Origin of the sequence: Micromonospora sp. RP3T, assembly GCF_003027925.1 — a bacterium.
Taxonomy (GTDB): domain Bacteria; phylum Actinomycetota; class Actinomycetes; order Mycobacteriales; family Micromonosporaceae; genus Micromonospora.
The window spans coordinates 214,160-229,330 of sequence record NZ_PYPS01000004.1; the positions used below are offsets into that span (position 1 = coordinate 214,160).

10 protein-coding genes are annotated in these 15,171 nt (G+C 70.8%); 7 read left to right on the top strand and 3 right to left on the bottom strand.

Annotated features, from left to right (window positions below):
• Window positions 1-118: 118 nt before the first annotated feature.
• A complete protein-coding gene (locus C8054_RS05510; protein WP_107155619.1) occupies window positions 119-1,129 on the top strand; it encodes a LacI family DNA-binding transcriptional regulator in 1,011 nt (336 codons plus the stop codon).
• Here C8054_RS05510 and C8054_RS05515 read toward each other — a convergent pair.
• Together C8054_RS05515 and C8054_RS05520 are read right to left on the bottom strand one after the other, a co-directional pair.
• Window positions 1,126-1,407 (bottom strand): helix-turn-helix domain-containing protein, encoded by a 282-nt coding sequence (locus tag C8054_RS05515; RefSeq protein ID WP_107155620.1) that lies wholly within the window; start codon window positions 1,405-1,407, stop codon window positions 1,126-1,128. The genes C8054_RS05510 and C8054_RS05515 overlap by 4 nt on opposite strands.
• Window positions 1,404-1,808: a VOC family protein gene (locus C8054_RS05520; RefSeq protein ID WP_107155621.1), complete on the bottom strand. Its 405-nt coding sequence runs from the start codon at window positions 1,806-1,808 to the stop codon at window positions 1,404-1,406. Before C8054_RS05520 ends, C8054_RS05515 begins: the two co-directional genes overlap by 4 nt.
• A 231-nt stretch (window positions 1,809-2,039) precedes the next feature.
• Here C8054_RS05520 and C8054_RS05525 point away from each other — a divergent pair, with 231 nt between their 5' ends.
• The 6 genes from C8054_RS05525 to C8054_RS05550 all read left to right on the top strand — a co-directional run bounded on the left by C8054_RS05525 (window position 2,040) and on the right by C8054_RS05550 (window position 14,440).
• Window positions 2,040-3,416 carry an ABC transporter substrate-binding protein gene (locus C8054_RS05525; protein ID WP_107155622.1) on the top strand — a complete coding sequence of 459 codons (1,377 nt, stop codon included), beginning with the start codon at window positions 2,040-2,042 and terminating at the stop codon, window positions 3,414-3,416.
• 57 nt (window positions 3,417-3,473) lie between these two features.
• Window positions 3,474-4,433 carry a carbohydrate ABC transporter permease gene (locus tag C8054_RS05530; protein ID WP_107155623.1) on the top strand — a complete coding sequence of 320 codons (960 nt, stop codon included), beginning with the start codon at window positions 3,474-3,476 and terminating at the stop codon, window positions 4,431-4,433.
• Between the two features lie 3 nt (window positions 4,434-4,436).
• The gene (locus C8054_RS05535) at window positions 4,437-5,321 is read left to right on the top strand and encodes a carbohydrate ABC transporter permease (protein WP_107155624.1); all 885 of its coding nucleotides are present in this window, start codon (window positions 4,437-4,439) and stop codon (window positions 5,319-5,321) included.
• A gap of 67 nt (window positions 5,322-5,388) precedes the next feature.
• Window positions 5,389-7,014 (top strand): alpha-amylase family glycosyl hydrolase, encoded by a 1,626-nt coding sequence (locus tag C8054_RS05540; protein ID WP_107155663.1) that lies wholly within the window; start codon window positions 5,389-5,391, stop codon window positions 7,012-7,014.
• Between the two features lie 155 nt (window positions 7,015-7,169).
• Complete coding sequence (locus C8054_RS05545) at window positions 7,170-10,052, top strand: discoidin domain-containing protein (RefSeq protein WP_107155625.1); 2,883 nt, start codon at window positions 7,170-7,172, stop codon at window positions 10,050-10,052.
• Window positions 10,053-10,153: 101 nt separating this feature from the next.
• Window positions 10,154-14,440 (top strand): discoidin domain-containing protein, encoded by a 4,287-nt coding sequence (locus C8054_RS05550; RefSeq protein WP_107155626.1) that lies wholly within the window; start codon window positions 10,154-10,156, stop codon window positions 14,438-14,440.
• A 105-nt stretch (window positions 14,441-14,545) separates the two neighbouring features.
• On the opposite strand, the gene C8054_RS32225 is transcribed toward C8054_RS05550, so the two are convergent.
• A complete protein-coding gene (locus tag C8054_RS32225) occupies window positions 14,546-15,091 on the bottom strand; it encodes a hypothetical protein (RefSeq protein WP_199199550.1) in 546 nt (181 codons plus the stop codon).
• Window positions 15,092-15,171 lie beyond the last annotated feature (80 nt).

The window sequence follows — 15,171 nt, forward strand, 5'->3', positions numbered from 1 at the left end:
TTGTAGGCTTTCAAGCATGTAACTGCTCGAATCTTTCGAGCTGACGACCGTGCCGGTTGGCCAGCAGGATGCCGATGCACTGTTCATTTCTTGCAAGAATCTGACGTACGATGCCGCGGTGACGAAGCGCTTGACGGAAGTGGCCCGCAAGGCGGGCGTCAGCGAGGCGACCGTGAGCCGGGTGCTCAACGGTCGGGGTGGCGTGTCCGAGGCGACCCGGACGGCCGTGCTGACCGCCCTCGACGTGCTCGGCTACGAGCGCCCGACGAAGCTGCGCGGGGAGCGGGCCCGACTGGTCGGGCTGGTCCTGCCGGAACTCCAGAACCCGATCTTCCCGGCGCTGGCCGAGGTGGTCACCGGCTCCCTCGCCCAACGGGGCTTCACGCCGGCGCTCTGCGCCCGCACCATCGGCGGCGTGCCGGAGTCCGGCTACGTGGAGATGCTCCTCGACCACCAGGTCAGCGGCGTCATCTTCGCCGGCGGCTCGTACGCGCTCGCCGACGCCTCGCACGAGCACTACCGGCGGCTGACCGACCGGGGCCTGCCCGTGGTCCTGGTCAACGCCGGCGTCGAGGAGCTGGGCTTCCCGCGCGTGTCCACCGACGACGCGGTCGCGGTCGAGCAGGCGTACGGGCACCTGCGCTCGCTCGGGCACGAGCGGATCGGCCTGGTGCTGGGCCCGGAGGACCACGTGCCCTCGCGGCGCAAGCTGGACGCCATGGTCCGGGCCGCCGACTGGGGCCCGGAGCGCCGCTTCGTCGAGCGTTCCAGCTTCTCCATGGAGGGGGCGCGGGTCGCCGCCACCAAGCTGATCGAGCGCGGGGTGACCGGCATCGTCTGCGCCAGCGACGTGCTGGCGCTCGGCACCATCCGGGCGGCCCGCCGGCTCGGCCGCGCGGTGCCGGCCGACGTGTCGGTGGTCGGCTTCGACGACTCCGCGTTCATGACCTGCACCGATCCGCCGCTGACCACGGTCCGGCAGCCGATCGAGACGATGGGGCAGGCCGCGGTGGACCTGCTGGTCACCCAGATCGAGGGCGCCGGCGTCCTGCACGACGAGCTGCTCTTCGAGCCCGAGCTGGTGGTACGCGGCTCCACCGCCCCCGCCCCCCGGAGAGGCGCTTCCTAGGCCTCGTTCCGGCCCCAGTTGCCGAGCGCGACGATCGCCTCGCGCAGGGCCAACCCGCGATCGGTCAGCGCGTAGGCCCGGGTGTTGTGTCGAAGGGGTAGGCGGAGCAGCACGCCAGCCGCTTCGAGTTCGCGCAGGCGGGTCGCGAGGATGTTCGTCGGCACGCCGAGGTCGCGCTGCAGATCGCCGTAGCGTTGTGGCCCGTCGAGCAGCCGTTCCACGATGAGCAGGGCCCACCGTGCGCCGACGATGTCGAGGGCCGCGGCGAGGTCGCTCACGCGGTCGGATCGGCGTCCGTCTTCATCCAGAACGGTGAGTAGTGGTAGCCGTCGGGGTCGTCGAACTGGCGCTGGTACATGAAGGGGTAGTCGTCGGTGTCACCGATCCGCCCGCCGGCGGCGCCGGCGCGGTCGACGAGCTCGTCGACCGCCTCGCGGCTGTCCAGGTCGAACGAGACCGTGACCTTCGAGGGCGTCTGCGCTCCGCCGACCAGCTCTTCGACTCCGCCGACGCTCGCGTACATCTCGCGGCTGCCGAGCATGACGTACTGCTCGGGGGCGATCGCGAAGCACGACACGTTGTGGTCGGACATCTCGGCGTTGAGGGTCCAGCCGAGCGCGGTGTAGAAGGCGGTCGCGCGCTCGACGCTCTCGACCGGGCAGGTGATGAAGAGGCTCATGGGGACCATGCTTGCAAAATGCAAGTAGCCCGTCAAGCGGCACGCGCCCCGTGCCGCGCTCGGCATCCTCTCGGGTCGTCGTCTCGATCATCCGTCATCAAGTCGTGTTCTTTCATCATCACGTTGAAACCTTGCCGTTAAGAGTCGGCGTCGCTACATTGACTCCACTCACCGGGGGTCACCCACACCAGTGCAGGTCATCGATATAACCGTTCCCGAAGGGATGGACAGATGTCCGTACCGCAATATCGGAAGGTCGCGGCGGCGGCGCTCGCGGCCGGCCTCGGGCTCAGCCTCGCGGCGTGCTCCACCAAGAGCGACGACTCCGCCGACGCCGGCGGCAAGGTCACCATCACGGTCGACTGTCAGCCGGTCGGCGCGCAGAAGGAACTGCTGAAGAACTGGAACGACGACGTCGCCGAGTTCCAGCGGCAGAACCCGACCATCGTGGTGAAGAGCGTCAGCGTCGGCGAGCAGTGCAACAACCCGCCCGACTTCACCGCCCGCCTCGCCGGTGGCACCGTCACCGACGTCTTCTACGGCTACATGACCGACCTCCAGCAGGTGCTGGACTCCGGCCAGGCGATGGACATCACCGGGTACGCCACCACTGACACCATCCCGACCTGGGACAGCGTGGACCCGGCGCTCAAGGAGGTCTTCACCGACGGCGGCAAGCTCTACGGCATCCCGGTGAAGAACTACTCGATGGGCCTGATCTACAACAAGGCGCTGTTCCAGCGCGCCGGCCTCGACGCGGCCAACCCGCCGAGGACCTGGCCCGAGGTGCGGGCCGCGGCCAAGAAGATCTCCGCGCTCGGCGGCGGCGTCGCCGGGTACTCCGAGTACAGCGCCGGCAACACCGGCGGCTGGCACTTCACCTCGCTGCTCTACTCCCAGGGCGGCCAGGTGCTCAGCGCCGACGGCAAGAAGGCCGACTTCAACAACCCGACGGGCAAACAGGTCCTGCAGAACCTCAAGGACATGCGGTACGGCGACAACAGCATGGGCAGCCGCCAGCTTCTCCAGTGGGGTGACCTGCTGACCAACGCCGGGGCCGGCAAGGTCGGCATGTTCATCGGCGCGCCGGACGCCACCCAGGCGATCGTCAGCCAGTTCCAGGGCAAGTACCAGGACTGGGCGATGGGCCCGCTGCCCGGCCAGGACGGGCCCGCCAAGGCGACGCTCGGCGGCGGCGAGGGCTACTTCTTCAAGAAGGGCCTGAGCCCGGAGCAGGTGAAGGCCGGTCTGAAGTGGATCGCGTACCAGAAGCTCACGCCCGGCAAGGGCCAGTTCGACTACGTCCGGGCCAAGCCGCAGAACTACCCGGTGGGCCTGCCCCAGCCGCTGCTGTTCACAGGCGGCAGCGACGCGCAGAAGCAGGAACTGGAGCTGCGCAAGGCCAACGCCAACGTGGACACCACCAACTTCACGGCCTTCGAGGCGAACCCGGTGCCGATCAAGGGGGAGCCGCGCAACGCCCAGGCCATCTACGCGGTGCTCGACGCCGCGATGTCCGGGGTGCTGACCAACCCGAACGCGAACATCGACGCCCTGCTCAAGACCGCCGAGGACAAGGTCAACCAGCTCCTCGCCGCCGGTAGCTGACCCGACCGGGGTGGGGGCCGGCCGCACCGGCCCCCACCCACTACCGCAGGAGTTGCCTTGGCGCTCACCACCGCCCCGGGTGCCACCCGCCGGCCCGGCCGTCCCGCACCGCCGCCGCGGCAGACCGCCGCGCGCCGCGCCGGGCTCGGCCGGAAGGTACGGGACAACCTGACCGGGCACACGTTCCTCATCGGCGCGGTCGCCTGCTTCGCCGTCTTCTCCTGGTACCCGATGGTCCGTGGCGTGGTGATGAGCTTCCAGCGCACCCGGCGCGGCGAGACCACCTGGGTCGGCTGGGACAACTACGCCCGGATCATCGCCGACCCGAGCTTCTGGACCGCCTGGAAGAACACCTTCGTCTTCACCGGCCTGGCGCTCGTGCTCGGCTACGCGGTGCCGTTCTTCGTGGCGATCCTGCTCAACGAGCTGCGCCACGCCAAGGGCTACCTGCGGGTGCTGGTCTACCTGCCGGTGATGCTGCCGCCGGCGTCCGCGCTGTTCCTGTTCAAGTTCTACGCGTACGACCCGAGCGAGGCGGGACTGTTCAACGCGGTGCTCACCGCGCTGGGGCTGCCCACCTCGGAGTGGATGCAGTCGCCGACCATGACGATGCCGGCCATGGTGCTGGCGTCGACCTGGATGAACATGGGCGGCGCGGTGCTGATCTACCTGGCCGCCCTGCAGAACATCCCCGGCGAGCTGTACGAGGCCGCCGAGATCGACGGCGCCGGCGTGTGGCGGCGGATCGTGCACGTGACGATCCCGCAGACCCGGCTGATCCTCGCGCTGCTGGCGATGCTCCAGATCGTGGCCACCATGCAGCTCTTCATCGAGCCGCTGATCCTCGCCAACGGCGCCGGCACCGAGGACTCGGCGACCTCGGTGGCGTACCTGATCTATCAGCACGGCTTCTTCCAGAACGACCTCAACGGCGCCGCCGCGCTCGGCGTGATCATGCTGGTGGTGCTGGCCGGGTTCTCCGCCGTCTACGTGCGACTGACCGCGAGACAGGACTAGGACATGGCAGTCGACTCCACCCGTACCCTCGTCTCCCCGGCCCAACTGCGGCGCGGACGCGGCCGGGTCCTCTACTGGGCCGTGCTCGCCGTCGTGGTGGTGGCGTTCACGTTGGTCTTCCTCGGCCCGCTCTACTGGATGGTCACCGGCGCGCTCAAGAGCGGCCAGGAGATCGCGCAGACGCCGCCGTCGCTGTTCCCGCGCGACCCGCAGCCGCAGAACTACGTCGACGCGTGGACCAACCTCGACCTGGCGAAACTGCTGTTCAACACGTTCTACTACGCCACCGGCGCGGTGCTGTTCCAGCTCGTGTTCGACACCGCTGCCGCGTACGCGTTGTCGAAACTGCGCCCGGTGCTGGGTGGCCTGATCCTCGGCCTGATGCTGGCGACGTTGATGATCCCGGCGATGGTGCTGATCGTCCCGCAGTACGTGACCGTGATCGACCTGCCGATCGTGCACCTGAATCTGCTCGACTCGCCGTTCGCGATCTGGCTGCCACTGGTCGCCAACGCGTTTAACATCTTCCTGCTCAAGCGGTTCTTCGACTCGATCCCGGAGGACCTGATGTCGGCCGCCGTGATGGACGGCGCGTCGCCGCTGCGCACGCTCTGGTCGATCGTGCTGCCGATGTCCCGCCCGATCCTCGGTGTGGTGGCGATCTTCGCGGTGACCGCGGTGTGGAAGGACTTCCTCTGGCCGAAGCTGGTCATGCCGTCGCCGGAGACGCGCACGGTCAGCGTCGGCATCTACGCCTTCGCCGGCGGCACCCCGATGAACGTGGTGATCGCCGCCTCGGTGATCGCCGCGATCCCGACCGTCGTGCTGTTCCTGATCTTCCAACGGAACATCATGTCCGGCCTGACCACCGGCGGTCTCAAGGGCTGACCGGGCGCCGCCGCCCGCAGGCCCCGCCGAAGCCGAACCGACCCGCAGAAAGCAGGTGACCGTGTCCATTGTCGACAGTAGCCCGTGGTGGCGCTCCGCGGTGATCTACCAGGTCTATCCGCGCAGCTTCGCCGACGGCAACGGCGACGGGATCGGTGACGTCGCCGGCATCCGGTCCCGCCTGGACCACCTCGCCGCGCTCGGCGTCGACGCGATCTGGTTCAGCCCCTGGTACCCGTCGCCGATGGCCGACGCCGGCTACGACGTGGCCGACTACCGCGACATCGACCCGGTCTTCGGCACGCTCGCCGAGGTCGAGGCGCTGATCACCGAGGCGCACGCGCTCGGCATCCGGACCATCGTCGACGTGGTGCCGAACCACTGCTCGGATGCGCACCCGTGGTTCCGGGCGGCGCTGGCCGGCGGCCCGGACGCGCCGGAACGGGACCTGTTCTGGTTCCGGGCCGGCCGGGGCCCGGACGGCTCCCGGCCCCCGACCGACTGGACCGGCGAGTTCGGCGGCCCGACCTGGACCCGCACCACCGACCCGGACGGCTCACCCGGCGACTGGTACCTGCACCTGTTCGCGCCGCAGCAACCGGACTTCAACTGGGACCACCCCCGGGTGCGCGCCGAGTTCTCCGACGTCCTGCGGTTCTGGTTCGACCGGGGCGTGGACGGCATCCGCATCGACTCGGCCGGCCTGCTGGTCAAGGACGGCACGCTGCCCGAGGTCCACCCGGACCGGCCGCACCCGTTCCGCGACCAGGACGGCGTGCACGACGTCTACCGGGCCTGGCGGCGGATCGCCGACGAGTACCCGGGCGAGCGGGCGCTGGTCGGCGAGGTGTGGCTGCCGGACCGGCAACGGTTCGCGAACTACCTGCGCCCGGACGAGCTGCACACCGCGTTCAACTTCGACTTCCTCGGCTGCGCCTGGGACGCCGCCGCGCTGCGCGACAGCATCGACGGCACGTTGGCCGCGCACGCGCCGGTCGGCGCGCCGGCCACCTGGGTGCTGTCCAACCACGACGTCACCCGGCACGTCACCCGCTACGGCCGGGCGGACACCACGTTCAGCTTCGCCGCCAAGCGTGAGGGCATCCCCACCGACCTGGAACTGGGCACCCGGCGGGCCCGCGCCGCCGCGCTGCTCAGTCTCGCGTTGCCCGGCGCCGCCTACGTCTACCAGGGCGAGGAGCTGGGGCTCTGGGAGGTCGAGGACATCCCGTACGAGCTGCGGCAGGACCCGATGTGGGAACGCTCCGGACGGGTCGACCCGGGCCGGGACGGCTGCCGGGTGCCGTTGCCCTGGCAGGGCGACACACCGCCGTTCGGGTTCAGCCCCGACGACGCCACCGCCGCGCCGTGGCTGCCGCAGCCGGCGGACTGGAAGGACCGTACGGCCCGCGCCCAGACCGGCGACCCGCACTCGATGCTGGAGCTGTACCGGGCGGCGCTGGCCGCGCGCCGGGCCGAACCGGCGCTCGGCGACGGCGCGTTGCGCTGGCTGCCCGCGCCGGACGGGGTGCTCGCGTTCGCCCGCGAACCGGGCTTCGCCTGCCTGGTCAACCTGGGCCGCGAGGCCGTGCCGCTGCCCGCGCACGACCGGCTGCTGCTGGCCAGCGGTCCACTCGACGACGACCGGCTGCCACCGGACACCGCGGTCTGGCTGCGTACCGGATCGCACTGAACCGCGGTGGCGCCGGCGGCTCCGTCCCGCCGTCGGCGCCACCGCGCCGCACCACGACCGACGGCCCGTCCCGGCCGCCGGCACACCTGGGGGAGGAAGGAACCGCACCGCCGCAACGGGGGACCTGGCCACCGACGAAAGGGAGCACACCCCGCATGGCCGAGCACCGTACCGCGCACCGCCACCGCAGCACCGGGCTGGCGGCCCTGGCCGCCGCCGCGCTCGCCGCCTCGACACTGACCGTCGTGGCGTTGACCTCCACCGCCACCCCGGCGCAGGCCGCCGGTCTGTCCCCGTTCGACATCGCCGGCCGCGGCGCCACCGTCCCGTTCCGGGAGCAGGAGGCGGAGCAGGCCGCGCACACCGGCACGAAGATCGGCCCCGACCGGCGCTACGGCACGCTGCCGTCGGAAGCGTCCGGCCGGGAGGCGGTCACGCTCGACGCGGTCGGGGAGTACGTCGAGTTCACGCTCGCCGCCCCGGCGAACGCGGTCACGTTCCGCTACAGCCTGCCGGACAACGCCGCCGGCACCGGCCGGGACGCCAGCATCGACCTGCGCGCGAACGGCACGCTGGTCAAGGCCGTGCCGGTCACCTCCCGGTACGGCTGGTACTACGGCGGCTACCCGTTCAACAACAACCCGGGCGACACCAACCCGCACCACTTCTACGACGAGACCCGGGCCATGTTCGGCACCACCTGGCCGGCCGGCACGAAGATCCGCCTCCAGGTCTCCTCGACCGCGCAGTCACCCACGTTCACCATCGACCTGGCCGACTTCGAGCTGGTCGGCGCGCCGATCAGCAAGCCGTCCGGCGTGCTGGACGTGGTCACCGACTTCGGCGCGGACCCGACCGGCGCCAGCGACTCCACCGCGAAGTTCCAGGCCGCGGTGGACGCCGGCAAGGCGCAGGGGAAGGCGGTGTGGATCCCGTCCGGCACGTTCACGCTGTGGGACCACGTGGTGGTCGACGGCGTGACGCTGCGCGGCGCCGGGCCGTGGTACTCGGTGCTCGGCGGCCGGCACCCCACCGACCGTAAGCGCGCCGCCGGCATCTACGGCAAGTACGTGCCCGGCGGCGGCTACTCCGGGGAGATCCGCTCGCACGAGGCCGGCGGGCCGAGCCGCAACGTCACGCTGCGGGACTTCGCCATCATCGGCGACATCCGGGAGCGGGTCGACGAGGACCAGGTCAACGCGCTCGGCGGTGCGATGACCGACTCGGTGGTGGACAACCTGTGGTTGCAGCACACCAAGGTCGGGGCCTGGATGGACGGCCCGATGGACAACTTCACCATCCGCAACAGCCGCATCCTGGACCAGACCGCCGACGGGGTGAACTTCCACTGGGGCGTCACCAACTCCACGGTGACGAACACGTTCGTCCGCAACACCGGCGACGACGCGCTGGCCATGTGGGCGCAGAGCGTGCCGAACGTCGGCAACTCGTTCACCCACAACACCATCGGCGTGACGATCCTGGCGAACCACCTGGTCACCTACGGCGGGCGGAACATCACCATCGCCGACAACGTGACCGCCGATTCGGTGACCAACGGCGGCGGCATCCACGTGGCGAACCGTTATCCCGGCGTCACCGGGCCGACGGCGGTGGCCGGCACCATCACGGTGGCCCGCAACACGCTGATCCGCAACGGCAACTCCGACTACAACTGGAACTTCGGGGTCGGCGCGATCTGGTTCTCCGCGCTCAACGAGCCGATCCAGGGCGCGGCCATCAACGTCACCGACACCGACATCCTGGACAGCTCGTACGCGGCGCTGCACTGGATCGAGGGACAGACCAGCGGCATCAGCTTCACCAACGTCCGGATCGACGGCGCGGGCACGTACGCGCTCCAGGTACAGGCGCCCAGCCAGGTCAGCTTCACGAACGTGCGGGCCACCAACATCGCCCAGGCCAACCCGATGCACAACTGCGTGGGCAGCGGCTTCCAGATCACCCAGGGCACCGGCAACTCCGGCTGGTACACGGCCACCCCGTACTGCGGGCCGTGGCCGCAGCCGCAGTGGGGCAACGGCCCGTCCAGCCCGCCGCCCACCAGCGTGCCCCCGACCACCGCGCCCCCGACCACGGCACCGCCGACCACCGCGCCGCCGACCACGCCGCCGCCGACCGGCGGGAACCTGGCCCTGGGCCGGCCGGCGACCGCCACCAGCGTCAACCAGACGTACGCGGCCGGCAACGCGGTCGACGGCAACGCGGCCAGCTACTGGGAGAGCGCCAACAACACGTTCCCGCAGTCGCTGACCGTCGACCTCGGCGCGTCGCGCACTGTCGACCGGGTGGTGCTCAAGCTGCCGGCCGGCTGGGAGCGCCGCACGCAGACGCTGTCCGTGCTCGGCTCCACCGACGGCTCCTCGTTCAGCACGCTCGCCTCGTCGGCGGGCCGGGTGTTCGACCCGGCGGCCGGCAACAGCGTCTCGATCGCGCTGCCTTCCGGCGCCCGCCGGTACGTCCGGGTCACCGTCACCGGCAACACCGGCTGGCCGGCGGCCCAGCTCTCCGAGCTGGAGGTGTACGGCGGCAGCACGACCACCCCGCCGCCCACCACCCCGCCGCCGTCGACCCCGCCGCCCACCACCGCGCCGCCGACCGGCAACCTGGCCGCCGGCCGGCCGGTCGCGGAGACCAGCCACGCCGACGTCTACGGCGCCGGCAACACGGTCGACGGCAACGCCGACACCTACTGGGAGAGCGCCAACAGCGCCTTCCCGCAGTCGGTGACCGTCGACCTGGGCAGCGCCCGGCCGGTGGCCCGGGTGGTGCTCAAGCTGCCGCCGTCGGCGGCCTGGCAGACCCGCACCCAGACGGTGGCCGTGCTCGGCTCCACCGACGGCGCGTCGTTCACCACGCTCAAGTCGGCGGCCGGTTACACGTTCGACCCGGCGTCCGGCAACAGCGTGTCGATCGCGCTGCCCTCCGCTGACCGCCGCTTCGTGCGGCTGACGTTCACCGGTAACACCGGCTGGCCGGCCGGCCAGCTCTCCGAGTTCGAGGTCTACGCCTCCTGACCCGGTGCGGCGGGGACCGGTCCGGATCCCCGCCGCACCACATCCCCCCCCACCCCGTCAACGCCTCTCCACGTCCCCCGGGAAGAAGGTGTCCGTTCACCATGTCCAGACTCCGTACCGGAATGGTCGCGGTGCTCGCCGCGGTCGGCCTGGCCGTCACCGCGGCGCCGGCCCCACCGGCCCTGGCCGCCGGCGGCCCGAACCTCGCCGCCGGCCGGCCCGCCAGCGCCAGCAGCGTCAACGGCCCCTACGTCACGGCCAACCTGACCGACGGCAACCAGGGCAGCTACTGGGAGAGCAGCGGCGCGCTGCCCCAGTGGGCGCAGGTCGACCTCGGCACCAGCCGCGCCGTCGACCAGGTGGTGCTCAAGCTCCCCGCCGCCTGGGAGGCCCGCAACCAGACGCTGTCCGTGCAGGCCAGCGCCGACGGCAGCGGCTTCACCACTGTCGTCGCGTCCGCCGCCCGCGCGTTCAGCCCGGCCGCCGGCAACACGGTGACGCTCGGGTTCGGCGCCACCAACGCCCGCTACCTGCGCGTCGTCGTCACCGCGAACACCGGCTGGGCCGCCGCCCAACTCGCCGAGCTGGAGGTCTACGGCACCGCCAGCTCCTCGACCAACCTGGCGCTCGGCAGGACGATGACCGAGAGCGGCCACTCCGACGTGTACGGGGCCGGCAACGCCAACGACGGCAACGCGGGCACCTACTGGGAGAGCCCGAACAACGCGTTCCCGCAGTGGATCCAGGCCGACCTGGGCGCCGCGACCAGCGTCAACCGGCTGGTGCTGCGGCTGCCCACCGGCTGGGGCGCGCGCACCCAGACGCTGACCGTGCAGGGCAGCACCAACGGTTCCACGTTCGGCACGCTCGTCGCGTCCGCGGCGTACGCGTTCGACCCGGCCGGCGGCAACACGGTCACCGTCACCGTGCCCACCGCGTCCACCCGCTACCTGCGGCTGCTGTTCACCGCGAACAGCGCCTGGCCCGCCGGGCAGCTCGCCGAGCTGGAGATCTACGGCCCGGCGACCGGAGACACCCAGGCGCCCAGCGCGCCGGGCAACCTGGCGTTCACCGAGCCGGCCACCGACCAGGTGCGGCTGACCTGGACCGCGTCCACCGACAACGTCGGCGTCACCGGTTACGACATCTACGCAGGCGGCGTGCTGCGCACCAGCGTCGGCGGCTCCACGCTCACCTACACCGACACCCAGCCCGCCGGCAGCACCGTGTCGTACTACGTGCGGGCCCGCGACGCCGCCGGCAACGTGTCCGCCAACAGCAACACGGTGACCCGCACCGGCAACACCGGGGACACCACCGCGCCGACCGCGCCCGGCAACCTCGCCTGGACCCAGCCGGCGAGCGGGCAGATCCGGCTCACCTGGACCGCGTCCACCGACAACGTCGGTGTCACCGGCTACGAGGTGTGGGCCAACGGGGTGTTGCGCACCACCGTCGGCGGCTCCACGCTCACGTACACCGACAGCCAGCCGGACAGCGCCACCGTCTCCTACCAGGTGCGGGCCCGCGACGCCGCCGGCAACGTGTCCGCGAACAGCAACACGGTCACCCGCACCGGCAGCACCACCGGCGGCACCAACCTGGCCGTCGGCAAGCCGGCCACCGCCTCCTCCGTGGTGCACGTGTTCACCGCCGCCAACGCGGTCGACAACGACGTCGCCACCTACTGGGAGGGCGCGCCGGGCGCGTACCCGAGCACGCTGACCGTGGCGCTGGGCGCGAACGCCAGCATCAGCGCGGTGGTGGTGAAGCTCAACCCGGACCCGGCGTGGGGCGCGCGTACCCAGACGTTCCAGGTGCTCGGGCGGGAGCAGTCCGCGTCCGGGTTCACCAGCCTGGTCGGCTCCGCGACGTACTCCTTCAACCCGAACACCGGCAACACGGTGACCGTCCCGGTCTCGGCGACCGCCGCGGACGTCCGGTTGCAGTTCACCGCGAACTCCGGCTCGTCCAACGGCCAGGTCGCGGAACTCCAGGTCATCGGCGTGCCGGCGGCCAACCCGGACCTCACCGTCACCGCCCTGACCGCCTCGCCCGCCGCGCCGGTCGAGACCGACGCGATCACGCTGTCCGCCACCGTGCGCAACGCCGGCACCGCCGCGTCCGCCGCCACCACCGTCAACCTCTACCTGGGTACGACGAAGGTCGGCACCGCCGCCGTCGGCGCGCTCGCGCCCGGCGCGTCCACCACCGTCTCGGCGAGCATCGGCGTGCGCGACGCCGGCAGCTACCAGCTCACCGCGAAGGTCGACGAGTCGAACACGGTGATCGAGCAGAACGAGGCGAACAACTCCTACACCAACCCGACCGCGTTGACGGTCAGCCCGGTGGCCAGCTCCGACCTGGTGGCCTCCGCGGTGACCTGGTCGCCCGGCACACCGGCCGCCGGCGCCACGGTCAGCTTCGCGGTGACGCTGCGCAACCAGGGCACGATCGCGTCGGCGAGCGGCGCGCACGGCATCACGCTCACCGTGCTCAACGACTCCGGTTCCGTGGTCCGCACGCTGACCGGCGCGTACTCCGGCACGATCGCCGCCGGGGCCACCGCCGGCCCGGTGTCGCTCGGCACCTGGACCGCCGCCAACGGCAAGTACACGGTCCGGGTGGTGCTCGCCGACGACGCCAACGAGCTGCCGGTGAAGCGGCAGAACAACTCAAGCGACCGGCCGCTGTTCGTCGGCCGGGGCGCGAACCTGGCGTACGACATGTACGAGGCCGAGGACGGCTCGGTCGGCGGCGGCGCGCAGGTGATCGGCCCGAACCGCACCATCGGCGACCTGGCCGGCGAGGCGTCCGGCCGGCGCGCGGTCACGCTCAACACTACCGGCGCGTACGTCGAGTGGACCACCAAGTCGGCCGCGAACGCGCTCGTCACCCGCTTCTCCATCCCGGACGCGTCCGGCGGCGGCGGGATCGACTCGACGCTCAACGTCTACGTCAACGGGGTGCTGCACAAGCCGATCAGCCTCACCTCGAAGCACATCTGGCTCTACGGCGCGGAGGCCGCCCCCAGCGACTCGCCCGGCGCGGGCGCGCCCCGGCACCTCTACGACGAGGCGAACGTGCTGCTGAACTCCACCGTCCCGGCGGGCAGCCGGATCCGGCTCCAGAAGGACCCGGCGAACAGCACCACGTACGCGATCGACTTCGTCAACACCGAGCTGGTGTCGCCGCGCGCCAACCCGGACCCGACCCGGTACAAGGTGCCCACCGGCTTCAGTCACCAGGACGTGCAGAACGCGCTGGACGCGGTGCGGATGGACACCACCGGCACGCTTGTCGGCGTCTACCTGCCGGCCGGCACCTACGAGACCGCGCAGAAGCTCCAGGTGTACGGCAAGGCGGTGAAGGTCGTCGGCGCGGGCATGTGGTACACCCGGTTCCAGACGCCGACGAACCAGCAGAACACCGACGCCGGGTTCCGGGTCGAGTCCTCGGCCAGCGGGTCGACCTTCGCCCACCTGGCGTTCTTCGGCAACTACACCAACCGGATCGACGGACCGGGCAAGGTGTGGGGCGAGCTGAAGGACGTCGACAACCTGACGTTGGACAGCGTCTGGGTGGAGCACACCGTCTGCGCGTACTGGGGGGTGAGCGTGGACGGGCTGACCATCCGGGACAGCCGGTTCCGCAACACGTTCGCCGACGCGGTGAACATGACGAACGGCAGCACCAACGCGCTTGTCACCAACTCGGAGGGCCGGTCCAACGGCGACGACGCGTTCGCGTTGTTCTCCGCCACCGACCAGGGCGGCTCGGGCGGTAACCACGGCAACGTGTTCGAGAACCTGACCGCCACGCTGACCTGGCGGGCCGCCGGCATCGCCGTGTACGGCGGCTACGACAACATCTTCCGCAACCTCTACATCGCGGACCAGTTGACGTACTCGGGCATCACCATCAGCTCGCTGGACTTCGGCTACCCGTTCGTCGGGTTCGGCGCCAGCCCGCCCACCCGGTTCGAGAACATCTCGCTGATCCGTTCCGGCGGCCACTTCTGGGGCGCGCAGACGTTCCCGGCGATGTGGTTGTTCTCCGCGTCCAAGGAGTTCCGCGGCATCCGGGTCAGCGACGTGGACATCGTCGACCCGACGTACTCGGGGATCATGTTCCAGACCAAGTACACCGGCGGCCAGCCGGAGAACCCGATCACCGACACGGTACTCACCAACGTGTCGATCTCCGGGGCGCGGCGCAGCGGTGACGCGTTCGACGCGAAGTCCGGCTTCGGCATCTGGGTCAACGAGATGCCCGAGGCGGGACAGGGGCCGGCGGTCGGCGCGGCCACCTTCACCAACCTCCGCCTGACCGACAACGCCCAGGACATCCGCAACACCACCACCACATTCACCATCACCCGCAACTGATTTAAGGAGGGGCCCCTTCTTAACGCCTCCGGTCGAGAAGGGGCCCCCTCTCACATCGCTGGCTGTCGTGGGTGGCCCGGTCGTGAACCGGGCCACCCCGGAGGATCACTCGGGAATGACGAACTGGGCGGTGCTGGTGGTGTCGTAGTTGACGCCGTTCTTCTCGGCGTGGTGGGTGCAGGTGACCGTGACCGTCCGGGACTGCGCGGGGACGCCACTGACCGGAACGGTCGGCGACCAGAAGGTCACGTCGACGAGCGCGCCGTTGTTCTCCGAGTCGTAGTCGTTGGTCGAGTACGCGAGCACGGACGCCGAGCACCGGACGTTGATGTAGGTGGCGTCCACCCGGTCGTTGCTCCAGGTGGCAAGCCGCGAGTAGCCACGGACCTTGATGCCGCCGACGCGGAACGGCCAGGCGCCCTCGTGGCCGACGCTCTCCAACTGGATGACGCCCTGGAGGTTGTACGCCGGGGTCGACGGAGGCGGCGGCGTGCCCGGGTCGCCGGTCCCACCACCGCCACCATCCCCGCCCCCACCGTCGCAATTGAGCGAACAGTCGGGTTCCGAAGCGTGCGCCGGCATTGCCACCGCGCCGGTGGCCGCGAAGCAGGCCAGCAGGGCGATTCCGACTGTTGCAAAGCGTTTGAGCACGTCATCTCCTGTCGGTGGACGCCCGAGAAAATCAACCCCCGTGGCGCGTGATCGGAGACGTAGGCTATCGCCGCCATTTT

What these genes read in the sequence shown, in the direction of transcription:
- C8054_RS05520 (WP_107155621.1), bottom strand. Translation starts at nt 1,808, where the DNA reads ATGAGCCTCTTCATCACCTGCCCGGTCGAGAGCGTCGAGCGCGCGACC.
- C8054_RS05525 (WP_107155622.1), top strand. Translation starts at nt 2,040, where the DNA reads ATGTCCGTACCGCAATATCGGAAGGTCGCGGCGGCGGCGCTCGCGGCC.
- C8054_RS05535 (WP_107155624.1), top strand. Translation starts at nt 4,437, where the DNA reads ATGGCAGTCGACTCCACCCGTACCCTCGTCTCCCCGGCCCAACTGCGG.
- C8054_RS05545 (WP_107155625.1), top strand. Translation starts at nt 7,170, where the DNA reads ATGGCCGAGCACCGTACCGCGCACCGCCACCGCAGCACCGGGCTGGCG.
- C8054_RS05550 (WP_107155626.1), top strand. Translation starts at nt 10,154, where the DNA reads ATGTCCAGACTCCGTACCGGAATGGTCGCGGTGCTCGCCGCGGTCGGC.